20 protein-coding genes and 1 pseudogene are annotated in these 19,084 nt (G+C 37.4%); 8 read left to right on the top strand and 13 right to left on the bottom strand.

What is annotated here, in order from left to right; translation table 11 throughout:
- The first annotated feature begins 174 nt into the window (after positions 1 to 174).
- Both CP367_RS08275 and CP367_RS08270 read left to right on the top strand, forming a co-directional pair.
- Positions 175 to 1,242, top strand: a complete 1,068-nt coding sequence (locus CP367_RS08275) for a peptidase (RefSeq protein WP_089143334.1) — start codon at positions 175 to 177, stop codon at positions 1,240 to 1,242.
- 98 nt (positions 1,243 to 1,340) lie between these two features.
- Positions 1,341 to 2,114: a putative ABC transporter permease gene (locus CP367_RS08270; RefSeq protein ID WP_089145838.1), complete on the top strand. Its 774-nt coding sequence runs from the start codon at positions 1,341 to 1,343 to the stop codon at positions 2,112 to 2,114.
- A gap of 67 nt (positions 2,115 to 2,181) precedes the next feature.
- On the opposite strand, the gene CP367_RS08265 is transcribed toward CP367_RS08270, so the two are convergent.
- The 6 genes and pseudogenes from CP367_RS08265 to CP367_RS08240 form a co-directional block, all read right to left on the bottom strand.
- On the bottom strand, positions 2,182 to 2,742 hold the full coding sequence (locus tag CP367_RS08265) for a cob(I)yrinic acid a,c-diamide adenosyltransferase (RefSeq protein WP_023487846.1): 561 nt from the start codon (positions 2,740 to 2,742) through the stop codon (positions 2,182 to 2,184).
- Positions 2,735 to 3,274 (bottom strand): ECF transporter S component, encoded by a 540-nt coding sequence (locus CP367_RS08260; RefSeq protein WP_023487847.1) that lies wholly within the window; start codon positions 3,272 to 3,274, stop codon positions 2,735 to 2,737. The genes CP367_RS08265 and CP367_RS08260 overlap by 8 nt, the downstream gene beginning before the upstream one ends.
- A gap of 1 nt (position 3,275) precedes the next feature.
- Positions 3,276 to 3,659: a DUF4430 domain-containing protein gene (locus tag CP367_RS08255; RefSeq protein ID WP_023487848.1), complete on the bottom strand. Its 384-nt coding sequence runs from the start codon at positions 3,657 to 3,659 to the stop codon at positions 3,276 to 3,278.
- Positions 3,660 to 3,677: 18 nt separating this feature from the next.
- Positions 3,678 to 4,066: pseudogene (locus CP367_RS08250) on the bottom strand (DUF4430 domain-containing protein).
- 29 nt (positions 4,067 to 4,095) lie between these two features.
- Entirely contained in the window at positions 4,096 to 6,327 is a 2,232-nt protein-coding gene (gene nrdJ, locus CP367_RS08245; RefSeq protein WP_089145839.1) for a ribonucleoside-triphosphate reductase, adenosylcobalamin-dependent, read from the bottom strand.
- A gap of 274 nt (positions 6,328 to 6,601) precedes the next feature.
- The gene (locus tag CP367_RS08240; protein WP_089145840.1) at positions 6,602 to 8,362 is read right to left on the bottom strand and encodes an oligopeptide ABC transporter substrate-binding protein; all 1,761 of its coding nucleotides are present in this window, start codon (positions 8,360 to 8,362) and stop codon (positions 6,602 to 6,604) included.
- Between the two features lie 196 nt (positions 8,363 to 8,558).
- Between CP367_RS08240 and CP367_RS08235 the strand changes: the two genes are divergently transcribed.
- Both CP367_RS08235 and CP367_RS08230 read left to right on the top strand, forming a co-directional pair.
- On the top strand, positions 8,559 to 9,593 hold the full coding sequence (locus tag CP367_RS08235) for an AI-2E family transporter (protein WP_089145841.1): 1,035 nt from the start codon (positions 8,559 to 8,561) through the stop codon (positions 9,591 to 9,593).
- Complete coding sequence (locus tag CP367_RS08230; RefSeq protein WP_089145842.1) at positions 9,594 to 10,166, top strand: GDSL-type esterase/lipase family protein; 573 nt, start codon at positions 9,594 to 9,596, stop codon at positions 10,164 to 10,166. It abuts the gene before it with no gap.
- A gap of 33 nt (positions 10,167 to 10,199) precedes the next feature.
- On the opposite strand, the gene CP367_RS08225 is transcribed toward CP367_RS08230, so the two are convergent.
- The gene (locus CP367_RS08225; protein ID WP_013085612.1) at positions 10,200 to 10,382 is read right to left on the bottom strand and encodes a hypothetical protein; all 183 of its coding nucleotides are present in this window, start codon (positions 10,380 to 10,382) and stop codon (positions 10,200 to 10,202) included.
- A gap of 183 nt (positions 10,383 to 10,565) precedes the next feature.
- Here CP367_RS08225 and CP367_RS08220 point away from each other — a divergent pair, with 183 nt between their 5' ends.
- A complete protein-coding gene (locus CP367_RS08220) occupies positions 10,566 to 11,900 on the top strand; it encodes an SLC45 family MFS transporter (protein ID WP_089145843.1) in 1,335 nt (444 codons plus the stop codon).
- 37 nt (positions 11,901 to 11,937) lie between these two features.
- On the opposite strand, the gene CP367_RS08215 is transcribed toward CP367_RS08220, so the two are convergent.
- Together CP367_RS08215 and CP367_RS08210 are read right to left on the bottom strand one after the other, a co-directional pair.
- The gene (locus CP367_RS08215; protein WP_065991045.1) at positions 11,938 to 12,414 is read right to left on the bottom strand and encodes a hypothetical protein; all 477 of its coding nucleotides are present in this window, start codon (positions 12,412 to 12,414) and stop codon (positions 11,938 to 11,940) included.
- Positions 12,398 to 12,751 (bottom strand): helix-turn-helix domain-containing protein, encoded by a 354-nt coding sequence (locus CP367_RS08210; RefSeq protein WP_089143327.1) that lies wholly within the window; start codon positions 12,749 to 12,751, stop codon positions 12,398 to 12,400. The genes CP367_RS08215 and CP367_RS08210 overlap by 17 nt, the downstream gene beginning before the upstream one ends.
- Before the next feature lie 332 nt (positions 12,752 to 13,083).
- Between CP367_RS08210 and CP367_RS08205 the strand changes: the two genes are divergently transcribed.
- The 3 genes from CP367_RS08205 to CP367_RS08195 all read left to right on the top strand — a co-directional run bounded on the left by CP367_RS08205 (position 13,084) and on the right by CP367_RS08195 (position 15,343).
- On the top strand, positions 13,084 to 13,401 hold the full coding sequence (locus CP367_RS08205) for a helveticin (RefSeq protein WP_065991043.1): 318 nt from the start codon (positions 13,084 to 13,086) through the stop codon (positions 13,399 to 13,401).
- A 30-nt stretch (positions 13,402 to 13,431) separates the two neighbouring features.
- Positions 13,432 to 14,373, top strand: coding sequence for a helveticin J family class III bacteriocin (locus tag CP367_RS08200; protein ID WP_081307170.1), 942 nt, complete (start codon positions 13,432 to 13,434; stop codon positions 14,371 to 14,373).
- A gap of 97 nt (positions 14,374 to 14,470) precedes the next feature.
- A complete protein-coding gene (locus tag CP367_RS08195) occupies positions 14,471 to 15,343 on the top strand; it encodes an SLAP domain-containing protein (protein WP_089145844.1) in 873 nt (290 codons plus the stop codon).
- Between the two features lie 146 nt (positions 15,344 to 15,489).
- On the opposite strand, the gene CP367_RS08190 is transcribed toward CP367_RS08195, so the two are convergent.
- The 4 genes from CP367_RS08190 to trpX all read right to left on the bottom strand — a co-directional run bounded on the left by CP367_RS08190 (position 15,490) and on the right by trpX (position 18,825).
- Entirely contained in the window at positions 15,490 to 15,843 is a 354-nt protein-coding gene (locus tag CP367_RS08190) for a hypothetical protein (protein WP_202401258.1), read from the bottom strand.
- Positions 15,844 to 16,181: 338 nt separating this feature from the next.
- Entirely contained in the window at positions 16,182 to 16,943 is a 762-nt protein-coding gene (locus CP367_RS08185) for an ABC transporter ATP-binding protein (RefSeq protein WP_005720621.1), read from the bottom strand.
- Positions 16,940 to 17,836, bottom strand: coding sequence for an ABC transporter permease (locus CP367_RS08180; RefSeq protein ID WP_089145845.1), 897 nt, complete (start codon positions 17,834 to 17,836; stop codon positions 16,940 to 16,942). Before CP367_RS08180 ends, CP367_RS08185 begins: the two co-directional genes overlap by 4 nt.
- Positions 17,833 to 18,825 carry a tryptophan ABC transporter substrate-binding protein gene (trpX, locus tag CP367_RS08175; protein WP_089145846.1) on the bottom strand — a complete coding sequence of 331 codons (993 nt, stop codon included), beginning with the start codon at positions 18,823 to 18,825 and terminating at the stop codon, positions 17,833 to 17,835. Before trpX ends, CP367_RS08180 begins: the two co-directional genes overlap by 4 nt.
- Positions 18,826 to 19,084: the final 259 nt, after the last annotated feature.

The following is a 19,084-nucleotide window of genomic DNA, read 5'->3' as shown; positions in this document are numbered from 1 at the left end:
CAAGAATTTATACTGAACCAAAAAAATAGTAATTTATGATACAAAAAGTCGACTTTTGTTCCACTTATTGGGTACAAAAGTCGACTTTTTGTTTTTTTCGTTGTCAAAACAATATCTTTAATATTTTAATTCAGATATACTCTCTTTGATCAAGTTTGAAGTGAGGAAAAATGAATGAAAAAGTTATTGATCGGAAGCGCAGTCTTAGCTGCCTTATTAATTAAAGAAAATATCGCAGTAAATGCGGCAATAGAGCAAAACGAAACAATGCCTAAGATTGCAGTTACTGACAAAAAAGAGAAGCCAAAAGACCAGTCTGATAATAGTTTGGCAGGTCATTATGACCAAGAGACAAATTTTATTACCTGGGAAATAAGGCTGAATCCCAAGAAAGAAAAATATACTGGTGATTTGAAGTTGGAAAATTTAATTCCAGAAGGCTTAGTTCTAGATCCAGATACGATTGAAGTAATTAAGAATGATAATTTTATTCAAAATTCTAGTTTAGTTAAATTGAAGAAAAACAAATTAACAGCTGAATTTCCTGCTAAGAAGTATTCAGAGAGCACAATTTTGATTAAGTATCGAACCAAGGTGGAAGCAGAGCCTAATGAGCCTAATTATCTTCGGGTGAGTCAGTCCTTTACCTTGGGCGATGATCGAGTTCAAGAATACGAGCAAGAAATTAAATACGATCGAAGTAATAAGAATTTTAACATTGAAGCGCCACATAAATCTACGTTTAGAGATGATAATCAAATTTCGTTAATTAAAAAATCTAAAAATAATGAAGAACGCTCTGAAGATTGGCTTAAACGTCTAGCAGAGCTGATTATTAATAAAAAAGAAACTACTTCAGATAAAGGAGGTGAAAAAGTTCAAGGACAGGTCAAAGATCAAAAGCAGCAAGCTTCCCCAGAAAATACAAACCTTTCACGCACTCCAACTGTCAAAGGCTTGACTGGATTTGATACTAAGGCTAACGAGGTAAAATCCACGGCTAAAATAGATTCTGATTCAGTAAAAACTACTCTAGATAAAGACGAGATTAAGGACAATGCAAGTACTATCTCGCCTAAGTCGCAAAAACACGATACTCATGTCACACTCCCTAAAAGTGACACATCAGAAATTAAGGCAAAATTACCTAAAGCTGGTGAAACTGCCGGTGTTATGCTCAGCGTATTGGGCATAATTTTAATAATTGCAGGGTGGACAGTTCGAACAAAATTCTTAAAATAATCTATATTTGTACTAAAATACGGATTTTCAATAGCCAAAATAGACTCTTTCACGTATTATTGAGATAGATAAACTTGTATCATGAAAGAGAAACAAACATGCCGTACACTATTTCAGAAATTATTGTTTTATTTTTTACTTATTCAGTTATCGGCTGGCTTTGGGAAACCTTTTATTGTTCGATCAAAGACCACCATTATGATTATCGGGGATTTCTGTTTGGTCCTTACTGCCCCGTGTATGGGTTCGCCGTTACTACAATTTTAATTTGTACCAAAGACGTGCGAGATAACCTGCTCCTTTTATTTATAGTAGGGACTATCGTTGCCACTATTTTCGAATTTGTGGCTAGTTGGCTATTAGAGACAATCTTTCACATGAAGCTTTGGGATTATTCAAAATTATGGGGTAACATTCAAGGTCGAGTGGCCCCAATGATTTCATTATTTTGGGGCGTTGGTGTAGTTTTATTAGTAAAATTTATTCAGCCAATCATTCAGAAGCTCATTAATAATGAAGAAAAGATAACTCATGGCTGGCTAGCTGTGGGTATTACCATTGTTATGGGTATTGACTTAGTATTAACAGTAATCAGTGTCGAGAGATTCCATACTACAACTAAGATGTGGGATGTGCATATTAACCACTTTATTGAGCGAGTTAGAACTAAAGTAGAAAGTCATATGCCTGAGAAAGGAAAATTGCGGGTTGGTGATTGGCACCACTCAGTGATGCAGCACTATGATGAATTACAACCGCAACGATTAAGCTGGAATCATAAGCGCTACTTGAAGAGCTTTCCAAAATTAAAAGTTACTGATGCTCCTAAGTTCATGGAAATTAGGAAAGAAGTCTTGAAGAAAGAAAGCTAACTAACATAATCTTATTTTGTGGGATTGAAAAAAGTCGGATGATCATATTAGGTCATCCGACTTTTTCTTATCCATTAATTCTATTGGGTTCACGTTTTTTACTTTTTATTTCGGTGTAGTTATCTAAAACGTTGGCATAGCGTCCAAGGGTGAAAAGGTAATCAGATAATCGATTGATGTATTTTAATACGTCATCTGATAATTCCTGTTCATTTAAACTTAATTTGACCAATGCCCGTTCGGTGCGTCGAGCGACTGTCCTGGCATACTGAAGATTGGCACCAGTGGCTTTACCACCTGGCAGAATAAATTCAGGAATGGAAGGAATTTGGGGCGTTAGTTGATCAATGCGATGTTCGAGTTGCTGCACTGTTTCATGGGTGATTTCTTGATGATGCTTTACCACGATATCAGCTTGTAATTGGTAAAGGTTGCGTTGTACGTCTTGCAGCTCATCTTTAAGTTGCAGACAGTTTTTAGATAAGTTAGCAATTACTACACCTAAGTAGGATTGCAATTCATCTACGTCACCTAGAGCTTCAATTTGGAGGTCATATTTAGGCACCATTTTGCCAGTAACTTGCTTAGTTAAACCTTTGTCACCAACTTTAGTGTAAATTTTAATCATAGCTGATTCCTGCTTTTCGTTTGTAATTGTTTAGGGCAAGAGTCAATGGTTTGTACAAAACAAAATAGAAACCAAAATTGCCCAGACAATGGTAAGTATCAAATAAGAAACTTCCCGCAACATAACCTAAAAAGGATGACCATCCACCCCAAATTGACATGCCGAAATTGATCAACAAGCCATATACGTAACCCAGAAGGGTAGCTACGATAACTTGCATCCAGAAGTGTTGCTTTAGTGGGGTGGTTTTGTCAAGTAGGATTACTACTAAAACACAACCAACATAAGCCATAATCTGGGGGATAGTCCAAATTCCAAAGCCTAGATAAATATTGGACAAGATCATGGTCAATGCGGATAGGGCAAAGCCAAAGCCAGCACCCATTGTTAGGGTCACAATCATAATCATATCAGTTACGGGCTGTACGTTAGGGATATCGATGATTTTAAAAATTCTGAGTGTTACACACATAGCAACCAAAATCGCTAGGAGTGCTAAAGATCGAATCTGAACTCTTTCTTTGGTAAGCATTTTACTTGATCCCGGCTAGCTTCCAGACAACACGGTCGTTTCTATGCAATGGTTGTTGGTATGCTCCTTTAGAAGCATACTTGCCGTTAATGGTGTAAGTCCAGTAGATATTCTTACTCTTATTTTGGCTTCTGCCAGCAATACTAGTAACAAAGCCATTAGTGCTTTTAACGTGCCAACCTTTTTTCAAACCGGTGATCACTTTAGCATTTTTCTTAACCTTAAAACTCTTGTGTGAGAAAGCCTTGTTGCCCTTCTTTAAGGTGTAATGAACTTTAATGTAAGAAGCAGCTTGGACGTTGCTGGTTGGTGCAACGCCAGTGAAAAGTAGGCTAACAAATACGGCACCGGTAGTAGTTAAGCTTAATAATTTTGTTTTAGTCATTTGTTTTTCTCCTTATGATTATTTCATTTTAGCTAAAGTAAATTTAACTTTATCTTTGTTATTAACAGTTTGTTCATTAGCGCCTTTAGAGGCAAACTTATTGTTAATTGTGTAGGTCCAATAAATCTTTTTCTTAGGATTTTGAGTTTTGCCGTCAATTGCAGTGATAAAGCCTTTGGTTTCCTTAACTTTCCAGGCCTTTTTAAACCAGCAATTACTTTAGCTTTTTTAGGAACTTTTACGGTTTTCTTATCAAAGGTTTTTTTACCTTCTTTTAAAGTGTAATTAACCGAAATTTGGTTAGTTGTGCTTTTTTTAGTAGCTGAATTATTATTTGAGCATGCAGTTAAGGCTAACGTAAAGAAAGTAATAATTGCAAAAAATAGATTAATTTTACGTTTACTCATACTCTTCAATTCCATTCCTCCAAATAAATTTATTTAATTGGGCAGGCGCCACCAGCACAATCTGATTGGTCGACTAGCTCTAGTCCTTTTTGATCATCATTTTGCTTAGCAAAAACTTCTTCAACATCATCAGTAATCAATGCGGCTCTAGCCTCGTAAGTCTGCTTGTCAATTGGTTCCTTCGGAGCTTGTTTAAGTGAGCCACCGTAATAAGGAAGAAGTGAAGTTGACTTAATAATATGGCGATATTGGTAAAGTAGTGGGGCAATTTGATCACTTTCATCGCTTTGGAAAGTAACGGTACAACTAACAGCATTGTCGGACCAATAAGTTTGCAAAAATGCTTGTGTCGCAAATTGTTCTGCGATGGAAACAGTGCCGGCTGAGGCAAAGTTTTTGCTGTCGGCGTGAGCTGCACGAAGTGGAAATTCAACACAGATTGTATTTGGTGTGTAAATATCTGGTTCAGTGTGGTAGCCACATTCTTTTAAAGCTGGCAAAAGTGGGTCGCTAGCTTGGAAACGAATCCGTTGAATCAAGTAACCAGCATAGTGGAAGTGCATTCCTTCGCTGACTCCAGCCAATTTCGCTACCGTACCTGAAGGTTTAACTGTGGTGTGCTTAATTGATTCATTGCAGCCTAATTCCTTGCTGTAGGTCTTGTCTGCGTCAACTACAGCTTGGTAAAGGCTGTCAACCATCTTAACCGCTTGAGGGTCATAGATTGGCTTCTTGATCTTTTGCCCATTTTCTTGATCGACTGCATCCTCAAAGCCAGTTACAACTCTGTGACCGAGATCATTTAAAAGCCAGTCTTGAATTCCTGACATTGAAACCCCGATTCGGCGATTTTTATGGATGATTTCGCGTGAAATTTCCCAATCATAGGGACTGAAGGTAACTCGCTTGGTGTAGCGAGCAGCTAAGCCAAAGGCTTCCTTGAGGTCCCAGCCTTCTTGTTCCGCTACATAAGGGAAGACCTCAAACAAATTACATGGTTCACCATTAGCTAGAGAAATCTCACCACAAGGGTTGGTGCCTTCAACGCTGTCGTCAATGCCGGCCTGATAACCATCAACGATTCGGCCATAATTGCGTGAAAGATCAAGATTGACGATTCCTGGTTCACCGTTATGCAAAATTCCGTCAGCAATTGGGCCATAATTATTAAATTTAGAGTTAATTGCGACACTGTTGTTAGAAGCCCAGCGGTGATGATAAAGTTTTTCCTTATCTTGCTTCATCTTAATAAAGTCTTGATTATCGCTAGAGCCAAGAGCAAGTTCAGCAGAGCGACGGACATTGCCTGCAACAACTGTTTTACCAATCAAGTTACAAATATCAGTGCCGTCAACGGCAGTAAGCTTACTATTAACGCGAGCATTGATAACGTTGTTGATATCAATAAGCATCTCAACTAAAGGCATTGGGCCTGAAGCCGTACCACCGAAGCCATGGATCTTAGCACCATATGGACGAATGTCAGAGATATCGAGTGCTAATTTGATTTTGTGGTCTGGATTAGTGGCGTTAAAGTGCATGTCGATTAAACGGGCATTAGCTAAGACCCAACCTTCACGGGTGTCAGGCAGTTTGTAATAAATTGTGTCGTCAGGTACACTTTGCTTTTCCCATTCGTCTTTGTCGATGGCACCGACCTTGAGGGATGCCTCGTAAGATGGACTCTTTTTGTCGATGATTACGGCTAAATCCACTTTATTGTCGACGGAAGGAATTTGAGCGATATTTTCGTTGACCACTGAAAAACCAACACCGCCGCCCTTCATTAATTGGTCAAATAAGAAGGAGAAAGGCATTGAAACGGCTTTTTGCTCAGGATTAAGATAAGCAGGCACAATGTGGCTATCGCCGTATTTTTGTGGGCGAATTGCAATGAACCAGCAGTTATTTAAGGAATCACCGTTCCGCTTTTGATAATCAGTACCTGAAATCCAAAGATTACGACCAGACGGAGTAGCAGCTAAGCCATAGACTAAACGAAATAGTTTTTGTGCTTCATTAGTTAACTCCGTAATTACTTCTGCAGAAGGATTATCATGCAAGCGCGGATCAAGGTTAATATTACCTTCAATAACTCGTTTGACAGTTTCATCCCAATTCTCAGCTCTATTTTGGTCAGGAAGCCAGCGGGCATAAGTTCTCTTGTAGGTAACCCAACCTAATTCTCCCCAATGAGGTTTAACTTCTTGTTTCACTGAATCGATAAAGTCAGGATCCAGCTTAATTCTTGTGGTAGGCATAAAAAACTCACTCCTAAAAGTTACTATTGTTTCACAAAACACATTATCTATGAATACATTTATGATAATACCACAATATGTTGTGTTATGTATTAAAAATTTTTCACATAAAAGGGACTTGCATTCTACAATTTAGGTTAGTAATAGGGGTTGAGAAAAATAAAAAAATATTCAGCAACAAATTTGCTACTGAATATTTTGAGATTAATTGATAGGGGTTAAAAAGTAAATTTTATTTGTTATAGAAAATATAGAAAAAGGATTGTTCAAGAAATTATTTTACAAAACCTGCAGTGAACCAAGTGTTGGCACTAGGCTTAAGTGACCAGCCAGTGACCTTCTTGTTAACAGCAGTGACTGAGTATTGGTTGGTAGTTGGCACAACGTATGCTTCATCATACATCCACTTCTGCCACTTCTTGAAGGCATTAGCACGGTAAGTAGGATTGAAGGCCTTCTCTGAGTCGATATCAGCCAAAAGCTTAGTTTGCTTAGGTGAAACGAAACGAGCAAAGTTGTATGGTGCAGCTTCATTGTAAAGGTCGTTAGGGGATGGTTCACTTGAAAGTGTCCAACCACCTTCGAAGACGTCGATTCTTGGATCGTCAGATTGGACAGCTTGTACCCAGTTGTTGAATTCCATTAGACGGCCGCCGACAAATTTAACATCCAAACCAACTTTCTTCCATTGTTGGATGTAGTTTCTCCAAACAGGTTCAGCGGTAGTTGAGTTGTTTCTAACAGCCAAGTTAATTACTAACTTCTTGCCGTTAGGTTGAACTCTGTATTCACCCTTCTTCTTGTAGCCGGCTTTATCCAATAATTCGTTAGCCTTCTTCAAGTTGTATGGGTAACCCTTGATTGACTTGTCAGTATAATCACCAAATTGTTCAGGGATCAAAGTGTTAACGCGGAAGGCCAAGCCGTGGTAGTAACGTTTAGCGACTGCATCAACGTTCATTGCATAAGCCATAGCTTTACGTAATGATGGATTATTCATCTTAGAATTCTTGTTTTCAACGTTTTTGCCAGCCTTTTTGTCCCATTTACCTACCTTAAAGCCTAAGTAGCTATAAGATAGAGGCACTTTGCCGATAAAGTTAGTGTCAGTGGCATTCTTAACATCTTCCCATTGGGTATTAACGACACCAGCTACGTCGAACTTGTGACTCTTGATGGCTTGAGTAACTGAGTTGGTACCGATGACTGTCATGGATACCTTTTCCAAGTTTGGTGTACCACGCCAGTAATGCGGGTTACGTTCCCAAGTGACAGATTGACCACGAACAAGCTTGCTTACGCGGAATGGGCCGTAGAAGAGTGGTTGTTTTCTAACCTTGTCACTAGACATCAACTTGGAGAATGGTACGTCCTTTAAGTAATGGTAAGGTTCAGCGTATTCCCAGAAGTAACCGTTACCTGATTGAAGCATACCAGGCTTCATTTGTTTAAAGTGAATTACGACCTTGCGGCCATTTTCGCCATCAGGCATCTCAATACCAGAAATCTTCTTGCTCTTGCCTTCGTGATATTCTGCTAAACCAACAATGTCGGCAAGAGAATCGGTATAACGTTGTGACTTGGAGTCTTTATTAGCAATAATTTCATAAGCGTATTCCACGTCTTTAGCATTAACTTGCTTGCCGTCTGACCACTTAACACCCTTCTTAACCTCGATAGTTACGGTCTTGGCTTTACGGTCAAGCTTAAAGGTAGCAGCACCTTTATTGTTAATCTTGTATTGATCGTTGACTGAGAATAACCCTTCTTGTCCTGGTTCTGCAACTTGGGAGTCGGTATCAGTATCAGATAATTCTGGCAAGAAAATACCAGTGAAGGGACTATCTGACTCGATAGCGTAATTTAAGGTCCCACCTTTTTTAACACTTTTCACAGGAACAGTTTGACTGAACTTGTGATGTGTATCTGCCGCATCATTAGTCTTGGCATTCTTATTATTACCACAGGCAACTAAACTTAAAGCTGCCCCAGAAACAAGTGCTAATGCACCAAAATATCGTTTTGCTTTACTCATTCAAAAAGCACCTCCAAATAAATTAAAAATATTTTAGTTTTATTCTATGATATTAAAATGAAAAAAGCAATAGAAAAATTAATAAAAATGTGAAAAATATTATTTTTAAATTATTTTTGAAGCTAAGATTAGTTTTCTTTCTTGGCTAATTAGGCATAAAATAAGGAAATAACAGCTTTTTATGTTGGAGGAAAATATGGATACAGCCTGGGAAAAATTTAAAAATAATATTCCATTACGTCGGTTTGTGGTACTGCTATTAATTATTGCCTGCCTTTATGAAATACGAGCAATGATGAACACAGTATTATTAACTTTTATTTTTACTTATGTGATCGTGCATTTAATTCATCTAGTGCAGCGGTATTTTCCTAAAATACCAACAGGTCTAATTGTTGCGGTAACATATCTAATTATCTTGGCGCTGCTTTATTTCGTGGTTACCATTTATTTGCCCATGTTAGTTGGCCAAATATCTAAAATGGTAAAGTCAGTGATGGCGTTTTATGAATCAAATGAATCATCGCGCTTAGCCAGCCATGTAACGCGTTATATCAGTAAAGGTGAGATTGTTACGCAGGCAAAGCGAGTTGGGACTTTTGCTCTGCATACGGTGACCAATTTTGGTAGTTTAACAATTGCTACCTTTATGTCCTTGATTTTAAGTTTCTTCTATACGATTGAATTAGATAGAATGATTGAATTTTCAAAGTTATTTGTTAAAAGTGGTTACTTTAAATGGCTTTTTGAAGATATTCGCTATTTTGGTAAAAAGTTTACCAATACTTTTGGTGTCGTTTTAGAGGCGCAATTCTTTATTGCCATTTGTAATACGGCCTTGACGATGATTGGTCTGGCATTTATGCATATGCCGCAAATTATTGCCTTAGGCTTAATGGTCTTTATTTTAAGTTTAGTGCCAGTAGCTGGTGTGATCATTTCTTTAATTCCATTAAGTATTATCGGCTATTCTGTTGGTGGCATTCGTTATGTGATTTATATCTTCATTATGATCATGATTATTCATGCAATTGAGGCCTATGTGTTGAATCCCAAATTTATGGCTAGCAAGACTGAATTACCAATTTTCTATACTTTTTTAGTTTTGTTAGTAGCTGAACACTTCTGGGGTACTTGGGGCCTGATTGTCGGTGTGCCGATCTTCACTTTCTTGCTTGATGTCTTAGGGATTAAATCGGCGAAGAAAAGTAAAAAGAAAGCGAGTAAATAATTGAGAGTACTTTTGACAGGTGATAGCATTATTGCACGCCAGGAAGGAAAAAATGAACCGCACCTTAATTGGAATTTACAACAGCTTTTGCCTGAGATTGAACTAGAAAATACGGCTGTTTTGGGAATTAATTCTGGGGCATTTTTTGCCAAATTAAATGAATTAGTACTAAGCATAAAGCAGTGCGATAATTTGGTGATCTTGCTGGGAACCAATGATTTGGCTATGCACAAACAAGTGCCAGCAAGGCAATTTAAGCAAAATATGGAAATTATTTCCTCGGCAATAGTTTGTCAATATTACCCACCACATGTTCTGCTTGTTTCGCCGCCAGCTGTTGATGAAACTAAGCAACGTGTACGGAATAATACGTTAGTAGCGGAATATGCTCAGATCGTGAAAGAAGTAGCACATGAGTATCATTTTCGTTATGCAGATCTGGCACAAGCTATGCGGGATACTGGCGATTTAAGCGAGATTTGTCAAGGAGTAAAAAACGATGGACTTCATTTTGGTGATCGTGGCTATGAGATTTTAGGAAAACTAATCGCTGAAAATTTGAAACAAATGTAAAAAGGACCGCAATTTGCGGTCCTTTATTTTTCGCTATTTTAATGTTGCCCAAAGCAAGCTTCCAGCTAGCGCAATGGCCAAGAACGGAATGAGCAAATAGGCAAAAAAGAAAAACATAATTCCTACGACTAGTAAAAAGCCGATAACTTTAATGAGGCCAATTCCTAATTTAAAGAATAGCCAGAGTAAGAGTAATGTTAATAATAAAGAAAGCATATTAATACCTCCATAAATCTATGAGAGTATTTTACTACCAAATTGGACGAATAGAATAGTAGGAAGATTAATGCTTTAGAAAAATTTAGTTACCGGTAACAAGATAAATCATATTGAAAGCTCTTTCTGTAACCGCTATATTTTAACTATTGAAAGCGATTTAAGAAACGAGAGGAAAAATAAATGGAGGAGAAAAAAACTGGGTTACCTACGCTAGCTAGTACGACAATTTGGATGATTAGTTTGGGGTATTTGGGTGTGCAAATCGCCTTTACTTTGGAAACATCACAGATGAGTCGAATCTTCCAAACATTGGGTGCTGATCCGACAAAATTAGGCTGGTTCTTTATTTTACCGCCGTTAGCTGGATTGGTAGTGCAACCTGGAATTGGATCATTATCCGATCGAACTTGGATTCCTAAGATTGGACGGCGTTTGCCATATTTATTAGTCGGTATGATCTTTGCCGTAATTACTATGATTTTGTTACCAAATGTTGGTAGTTTTGGTCTAGGCTATGGTTCAATTGAGGCTCTAATATTTGGTGCTGTTGCAATCGCGATATTAGACGTGGCATCGAACATGGCAATGCAACCATTTAAAATGATGATTGGTGACATGGTCAATGATGAACAAAAGTCATATGCCTATGGGATTCAAAGCATGTTGTCCAACTTTGGTGCTGTTATTGCCGCATTTTTCCCGTTCTTATTAACTAGTTTGGGTGTTGCTAATACTGCTAAAAAGGGTGTGGTACCACAATCAGTAATTATTTCATTTTATGTTGGTGCTGCCGTTTTAGTCATTACATCATTGTTCACGATATTCAGAGTACATGAATATGATCCAGAAACCTACGCTCGTTATCATGGAATTAAAGAATCTGATAATCAAGAAGGCGGTGGTTGGATTGAACTGCTTAAGAAGGCGCCAAAAGTCTTCTGGCAAGTGTCATTAGTTCAGTTCTTCTGCTGGATTTCTTTCCAATATTTATCAACTTACGCTACTGGTGCTATTGCACAAAATGTTTGGAATACGACCAATGCCTCCTCTGCAGGCTACCAGATTGCTGGTAACTGGTTTGGTGTTTTAACTGCTGTACAATCAATTGCGGCAGTAGTTTGGTCATATGTTTTAGCGAAGGTTCCAAATAATCACCACAAGCTAGGTTACGGTATCAGTTTGCTACTAGGTGGAGTAGGATATACTTCAATCTTCTTGATTCATTCTCAGGGGTTTTTAATTCTATCCTTCATTTTAATTGGCATCAGTTGGGCTGGTATGAATACTTATCCATTGACGATGGTATCTAATGCTTTATCAGGTAAACACATGGGAACATACTTAGGTTTGTTCAATTGCTCAATCTGCTTACCTCAAATTGTGGCATCACTGCTCAGCTTCATGATTTTCCCAATGGTGGGTAACTCCATGCCAGAAATGATGTTGATTACTGGTATTTCAGGCTTCTTAGGCGCTTTATCAGTTTTAGCAATTAAGGAAACTTACGTAAAATAGCATATCTTCTCATTAAAAAACACACTACAATGTGCAATTATGCATGTAGTGTGTTTTGTGATTTATCTATGTAGAAAAATTCGCCTTCGTCTTTGAACATTTTGTAGGTTTCTTTGATCATTCTTTCAGGGATTGCATAAGATTGGACGAATGCAATTGGGTCATAGAAATTATCTTCTTGTCCGCAAGAGTATTGATAGATCAGATGCAATCCATAAATATCGGCATCTCTTTCTTCGTCATCAAGGCCGCCATAATCAAGACAACAATTATATTGTTTTAAGTTGGGCCTGCCATCCATGATATGCCCAATTTCATGAGCAATTGTAAATGGTACTTCCGGTGAATGGTGGTGCCAATTCATGTTGATACAGATTTCTCGCTCATTTTTAAATGAAAGAGAGGGATTATTGGGATCTGATTCAAAAAAGACGTAACCAATATCATGCTCATAAGCATAATTAAATAAATACGTGATTAGTTGATTTTTTCTATAGTTATTGTCCACTGCCATGTTTTCTAGCTTCTCTCTGTTTGATGTCTCTCTTCATGAGCTCTCGAACCATGTCAAGATATTCTTTAGGAACAGGATGACCATAGTATGAATAGGGTACCTCATCTTCCAAATTCACAGTGTCCTGCAAACGTGGAGCAGGGTCATCGGTAATGCCACTTAAATAGTCTATTGATGTATGCAAAACCTTAGCAACTGCACCTAAGGCCATAATACCAGGTTTTCTGGTTTTCCAATTGTAGATACTTCTTTTGCCTAGTCCAGCTTTGTCATTTACTTCTAGTAAAGACATTTTTCTTTTTTTTGCTAATTCTTTTGTACGCTCAAACTCAATCATGACGATGGTTTCTTCACTTTCTAAATAAAAAAAGTATGCTAAAAAGCATATTTTTACTTGACATAGTATTCGTATAAGCATATTATATGAACTGTCAACAAGTTAAAAACAATCTAATGACCAGAAAAATTCTGTGTGGTAGTGGAATCAATGGCACTAGTCTGTTTTTTATACCTTTATTGTAGTATATTGACGTATTTTGGTCAATGACTAATATGTCAATACTTAAATTAAGCCTGCTTGTTGAACATTATCAAACAGAGGTGAAGTCCAATGGACATTCGTTAACCCCCTCTGATCATTTGATCAAAAGAGAGGTGATTTATTTAATCATGGATATTCATGATTACGTTGAGCTGATTACTCTTGCTTTATGGGTAGTTAGCGTAGTAGGTATTGGCATCTTGAGCAGGGTTCATTTCAAGAACAAGCGCTTAGAGCGATTCCGTGATACTGCAGATAGCTTGATGAAAAGCTATGTACGCTTATACGATAAGGAAAATCTTTCTGACGAGCAAAAGATTAATCGTGTTGGCAATGCAGTAGTGAATAGTCTTGATGCAAAAGGCTTCAAGCTAAACAGGCAGGAAGTACAGGACATCTTTGCGGAAGTAGCTAAGCAGATGAATGAGCAAACTCAGGATAAGTAGTAATTTTTAAATTTTTTCGGAGGTTTTATTATGGTTGATATTAGTTTAAAGAGTCGTTTGTATGCACCATTTGCTAGAGTAGTGCAAAAGGCAAATATTGGACATACCTACACTTACGTTTTGCAAATGTATAAGAATAATACTTATGTTAGTCGGGCAAAGAACGGGGCAAGTATTAGTTCTCCTACACCTGGACTAACACTAGTTGGCAGAACTGGAGCAGAAATCAAAGCTGGCAAAAATAAATATGCAGCTGGTGGTCATACCCAAACCTGGGAGTATGCAGGCCCCACCGGCGATGGGAGCTGGTTTATTGGGACTAAGCCTAATGATGATCGTTGGACTACTCAGATCGCTCGTGTTAAATATAATTCTGGTCGCGTATCTAATAATACTCAAATGGCTAGAATTTCTAATCTGGTTGAAATTACTAATGGTGATTGGCATGGAAAGCATATTAAAAGAGTAGAAGCAGCAGTTTCGCCTAACTATAAATATTTGATGATTGCAACGGTATGGACTGATAATAGCGGACACTTTGGTTTATATGAATTACCTAAGGTGAATGCGTTGTTGAATGGTAATCCAGGTGGTAATGTCACTGTGTCTGAACTAAAGCAATGTCAAGCTGGCGAAGTTATTGATATTGATAATTTTGTAGGTAGGATTGGTTCAATTCAAGGATATGATATTGATGATGACTTGAATGTTTATGTTTCTAGTCAATATGATCCTACACATGCTGATAGCAATAAAAGAAAAATTGTAAAGTTTAGTTGGGAGCAACCAGGAGCATTGAATACCCTTGATTTAACAGGTGATACACGTCTTAATCAAAATTTTGCAGGATATCCAACTGAACTTGAAGGAATTCAAGTAATTGGCAATAATGACCTATATCTTACTGTTGCATATCACAATAAAAATGGTGTAGGAACTATTGGTAATCAGATTTTTCGAGTTAAATGGTAAATATTGAATTGAATGGCGGAGGTTTTTTCCTTCGCTATTTTGATGATTACGTAATATAATAATCATATTAGCAATCAAAAAAACGAAGGGACATACTATGAAAGTATTAAAATTGGGAACAATAATGACTTTAGGGGGAATATTGTTCTCTCTAACAAATTTTGTTGTTCACGCAGATTCTAAAGAAAACACCACTGAAGTAACGTTGAATCATAATACATATCTTTATAATAAAAAAGGGAGTAGAGTTAAAGATTCGAAAAAACTATTAAAAGATGAAAGTGTATCAGTTAAAGGAAAGATACAAAAACTGAGTAAAAATAAAAAATATTACACTATTTACAATTATCAAAGATATTGGCTGCCGTATATTTTAATTAAAGGCCAAGCTTATTACACTACGGTAAAAGGTAAATTTATTAAAGTGGCTAATGTTGGTAAGATCAATAATTCAGAATTGATAGCTACTTCAGGATATGTTGTAACTAAAAAGAATACTGTTTTCTATAATGCTAATGGGAATGCTACTAAGAATAAAGTGAAAAAAGGTAGCAAATTTAAAGTAACTGCGCTTTTGAATCTTAAGCCACAAGTAGCCGATATGCCTGGTTTTTATCAGGTTTCCAAAAATAAGTTTTTGTATTCTCTAGATGTAAACAAACCTAGAATAGATTTACAGTTTTTAACTAAAGAAGCAAAAGAAAACAAAACTACATATGTGAATTTACTTAAGAATACTTATATTAGACAAGCAGATGGTACAATTAGATCAAAGGTTACTGTGGGATATATGCCAGATAGTTGGAAAGTAGATAACCTGAAATACATTTGGGTTTCGACTGACAATAAAGCTGAGCTGTTTTATCACATTGTTTCTAGTGATCCATGGGAGCAGACTAGAGATGGATATATTAGTGCAGAAGCTGTTAAGGTTACAGCTGGCCCTGAATTAACCCCCATCAAATACTGATGCAGAAGCTGAGGCAGCTGCACAAAAGAAATAAACATTATTGCTTAAAATATTAAACCAAGCAAAAAAGAGAATCCTGTTCCGTTGAGCAGGGTTCTCTTTTTGGATATTCATTAGTAAATTGTTTATTTTTTGATCTAGAAGAATTAGTCTTTTACAACATCCTTAATGTTCAACCATTGGCTCTTGTTGATCTTAACGATCTTCTTGCCATCAGCCTTTTTGACATCTTTGGCAGTGTAGGTTGAACCCATAGAAACTTTTTGAGTAGTTTTGTGACCTTGAGCATTCAAAACGTTAACTTTTTGATTTTTGGTGTCTTTAACAGTAACAAAAATCTTGTCACCCTTCTTGATTGAAGGATCGGTTGGCATAACTTGTGCAGTTCCAAGCTTAGGAGCTTCAAAACTAGCAGCTTGACTAACTGAAGCACCAACGCTCATTAAACCCATTGAAGCAACAACAACTGAAACAACCTTAACCATTTTCTTTGATAACATAATGAATACCTCTAATTCTAATCACTTATCTACTGGAACTTCTCGTTCCTCATTCCTTACAATTCTTATTATATAACGTACGTTATATAATACAAGGAAAAAAGCACATTTTTTAGAAAAATATTTTTGCTGGGTAAATGTTGCTAGAATAACGTTTTACGGAATTTCGTAAAAAGGGCAGAAAAAAACAGCTATTCATTTTGAATAACTGCGGAGATTTTTGGTATAAGTCCCTTAACGATGACCTCGGCTCTTATTATAATAAGAAAATCCGCAAATTCACAGTGTTCATATTATAGCTGTCGTTCACTCTTAACTTATAATCCTAAAATAACGTTCTAATCTGTGAAGTATTGCAGAATATCCTCCTCAGTTAGGCGTTTTTTGTCGTCGCCTTTGACATCAAAAACGATTCTACCATTGTTTAAAATGATAGTGCGGTTTCCGTATTTGATTGCGTCTTTTAATTGGTGAGTGATCATGACACAGGTTAAATGCTCTTCTTGCACAACTTTATCAGTTAGTTCAAGCAATTCGCGGCTAGTATTTGGATCTAACGCCGCAGTATGCTCATCTAGTAAGAGCAAATCAGGGCGCTTAATTGTTGCCATTAAAAAACTTAATGTTTGTCGTTGACCACCAGAAAGATTACCTACAAAAGTATTTAAGCGTTCATTTAACCCATTAGGGAGTTGGGCCGCCTGGCGTTTAAATTCTTGCATATGTTTATCTAGGCCTCTTAAACGCAGACCGCGGTGTTCACCTCGTTTGGTTGCAAGTAATAGGTTTTCTGCAACAGTCATTCGCGGAGCTGTACCCATTTTAGGATCTTGGAATACTTGGGCAATATATTTAGCGCGTTTTACTTCAGAAAGATTGGTTAAATCTTGGTCTTTGAGCAGAATTTTCCCGCTAGTAGGAAAAATAGAGCCATTGATAATATTTAGTAGCGTTGATTTACCAGCACCGTTGGTTCCTAAAAGAGTAACAAAATCTCCATCTTCAAGTTTTAGATTAATATTTTTGAGGATTTGCTTTTCTTCATTGGTACCAGCATTAACGGTAGTAGTAATATTTTGTAAATCTAAAATAGTACTCATGGTTTTTCAACGCCTTTCTTTAATAACTTACGAGTGCGAAATTTTTGTTCAAATAATGGAAGCATCATGCAAATAGCAAGAATAATAGCGGAAATCAATTTAAAGTCGTTGGTACTAAAGCCAAGTTGGAGGACTAGGAGTAAGATAAGGCGATAAATAATACTACCGATAACAACTGCTACCAAGCGGGCGGTTAAACTTAAATCGCCATAAACGACTTCACCAATAATGATGGCAGCTAGTCCGATAACCATAGTACCAATACCCATATTGACGTCAGCGTAACCACCATTTTGAGCTAAAAGGCCGCCAGCTAAGCCAATCAAGCCATTAGAGAGCATTAGACCTAAGATTTTCATATTATCGGTATTAATGCCAAGTGATTGAGCCATTTTTTCGTTGTCACCAGTGGCAATAAAGGCTTGACCAAGATCAGTATCAAGAAAAACTGCTAGCAAAACAATGACGATAATGGCAATGATCAAACCAACAACAATAGTAGGAAAATTGATCGGTAATTTTTGTAAAAGCTGACCGTTTAGTAAAGTATTTTTGTTAAGTAAACCTACATTAGCCTTGCCTAGAATTCTAAGATTAACTGAGTAGACACCGGTCATCGTTAAAATACCAGCTAAAAGAACAGGGATTTTTCCTTTAGTATACAGTAAGCCGGTGACTAAGCCAGTGACCATGCCAGCGAAGAAGGAAAGAATGGTAGCTGCTAAAGGATTGACGCCATGAACTAACGCACTAACACAAATTGCGGCACCGAAGGGGAAGGTTCCCTCAACAGTCATGTCTGGGAAATTTAAAATTCTAAAAGTTAGGTAGAGGCCTAAGGCTAGAACGCCCCAGAGCAAACCTTGGCCAATAGAAGAAGTAATTAAGCTCATTTGATAATCCGTCCTTTCTTTTGTGCCGCTTGAACTACACTATTCGGAATAGTGATGTTTAATTCACGAGCTATTTTTTCATTGATTACTGTTTCATAATGGGTTACGCGCTTGACGGGAAGAGTAGCAGGGTTTTTACCATGTAAAATTTGTCCTGCCATTTTTCCAGTTAAGATTCCCATGTCGAATTGACTGACACACCTGGTAGCGAGACCACCACTTTTAACCATAGTATCGGCAGCAGGAAAAACTGGGATCTTGGCACTGTTAGTAGCCTTTAATAAGGTGGCAATTCCACTAGCTACAGTATTGTCGGTTGGGACATAAACTGCTTGAACCTTGCCTACCATGGTTTGGGCAACTTGTTCGATATCATTGGTTGAAGTGATAGTGTAAGGGATAACTTTAAGTCCTTTTGCTTCAGCTAGTCGTCTGAATTCACGGTACTCTGATGCTGATGAATCATCACTTGAGGTGTAAATGACACCGATGTTTTTGGCTTTAGGTAAAATTTTTTGCATTAAGGCCAGCTGGCTGGCGATTGGCTGGCGGTCCTGGACACCTGTAATTTTACCGCCAGGATGTGTTAGACTTTTTACTAAATGAGTTCCAAGAGGATCGCTGACCGCGCCCATAACTACAGGGATGTTGCCAGAAGCATTAGCTAGAGATTGGACAGCAGGAGTGGCAATTCCAATAGTTACAGTTGCGTTTTCCTGGCTAAAGCGATCGCTCATTGATTTCAGATTACTTTGATCACCTTGGGCATTTTGAAAATCAATTTTAAGATTTTTTCCTTCGATATATCCTTCATCTTTAAGTCCTTGAATAATGCCTCGATGGATCTGATCTAGAGCGGGGTGGCTCATTGTTTGCAAGATACCGACAGTTGGCGTTTTCTTTTCCGCATTTTTCTTATTTACTTCACTAACAAATGCAATTGCCAGAAAAGCAAATAGAGCGATAATTGTTCCGATTAACCTTTTCATTCTTTTTCTCCTTCAAACAAAAAAGGCACTTCCTTTTTTCGGGAAATGCCTAAAACAAAACCCGCACGTTATTTTCCGTGCGGGCAATATTTCTTGAAGATTTTACCAGCACAGATACGATCTTAATGAGTCGCATCTGTACTTCACGAACAGAAACAACTCTAGTGCTGGAATTGCCAACGATTGATTGCTGTAAATTTAATCATGATAAAATCTTCCTTTCGTTCAAATTTGTTAGCTAAATTTTAAGTAATTATGA

The sequence above is a fragment of the Lactobacillus sp. UMNPBX16 genome (assembly GCF_002553775.1).
In the GTDB taxonomy this organism is placed as follows: domain Bacteria; phylum Bacillota; class Bacilli; order Lactobacillales; family Lactobacillaceae; genus Lactobacillus; species Lactobacillus crispatus.
The sequence above is the reverse complement of the archived record's forward strand: the minus strand, read 5'-3'. Positions and strand labels throughout refer to the sequence as shown.

Coding starts and splice junctions, on each gene's coding strand:
- CP367_RS08275 (WP_089143334.1), top strand. CDS start 175: ATGAAAAAGTTATTGATCGGAAGCGCAGTCTTAGCTGCCTTATTAATT.
- CP367_RS08270 (WP_089145838.1), top strand. CDS start 1,341: ATGCCGTACACTATTTCAGAAATTATTGTTTTATTTTTTACTTATTCA.
- CP367_RS08265 (WP_023487846.1), bottom strand. CDS start 2,742: ATGATTAAAATTTACACTAAAGTTGGTGACAAAGGTTTAACTAAGCAA.
- CP367_RS08260 (WP_023487847.1), bottom strand. CDS start 3,274: ATGCTTACCAAAGAAAGAGTTCAGATTCGATCTTTAGCACTCCTAGCG.
- CP367_RS08255 (WP_023487848.1), bottom strand. CDS start 3,659: ATGACTAAAACAAAATTATTAAGCTTAACTACTACCGGTGCCGTATTT.
- nrdJ (WP_089145839.1), bottom strand. CDS start 6,327: ATGCCTACCACAAGAATTAAGCTGGATCCTGACTTTATCGATTCAGTG.
- CP367_RS08240 (WP_089145840.1), bottom strand. CDS start 8,362: ATGAGTAAAGCAAAACGATATTTTGGTGCATTAGCACTTGTTTCTGGG.
- CP367_RS08235 (WP_089145841.1), top strand. CDS start 8,559: ATGGATACAGCCTGGGAAAAATTTAAAAATAATATTCCATTACGTCGG.
- CP367_RS08225 (WP_013085612.1), bottom strand. CDS start 10,382: ATGCTTTCTTTATTATTAACATTACTCTTACTCTGGCTATTCTTTAAA.
- CP367_RS08220 (WP_089145843.1), top strand. CDS start 10,566: ATGGAGGAGAAAAAAACTGGGTTACCTACGCTAGCTAGTACGACAATT.
- CP367_RS08215 (WP_065991045.1), bottom strand. CDS start 12,414: ATGGCAGTGGACAATAACTATAGAAAAAATCAACTAATCACGTATTTA.
- CP367_RS08210 (WP_089143327.1), bottom strand. CDS start 12,751: ATGATTGAGTTTGAGCGTACAAAAGAATTAGCAAAAAAAAGAAAAATG.
- CP367_RS08205 (WP_065991043.1), top strand. CDS start 13,084: ATGGATATTCATGATTACGTTGAGCTGATTACTCTTGCTTTATGGGTA.
- CP367_RS08200 (WP_081307170.1), top strand. CDS start 13,432: ATGGTTGATATTAGTTTAAAGAGTCGTTTGTATGCACCATTTGCTAGA.
- CP367_RS08195 (WP_089145844.1), top strand. CDS start 14,471: ATGAAAGTATTAAAATTGGGAACAATAATGACTTTAGGGGGAATATTG.
- CP367_RS08190 (WP_202401258.1), bottom strand. CDS start 15,843: ATGTTATCAAAGAAAATGGTTAAGGTTGTTTCAGTTGTTGTTGCTTCA.
- CP367_RS08185 (WP_005720621.1), bottom strand. CDS start 16,943: ATGAGTACTATTTTAGATTTACAAAATATTACTACTACCGTTAATGCT.
- CP367_RS08180 (WP_089145845.1), bottom strand. CDS start 17,836: ATGAGCTTAATTACTTCTTCTATTGGCCAAGGTTTGCTCTGGGGCGTT.
- trpX (WP_089145846.1), bottom strand. CDS start 18,825: ATGAAAAGGTTAATCGGAACAATTATCGCTCTATTTGCTTTTCTGGCA.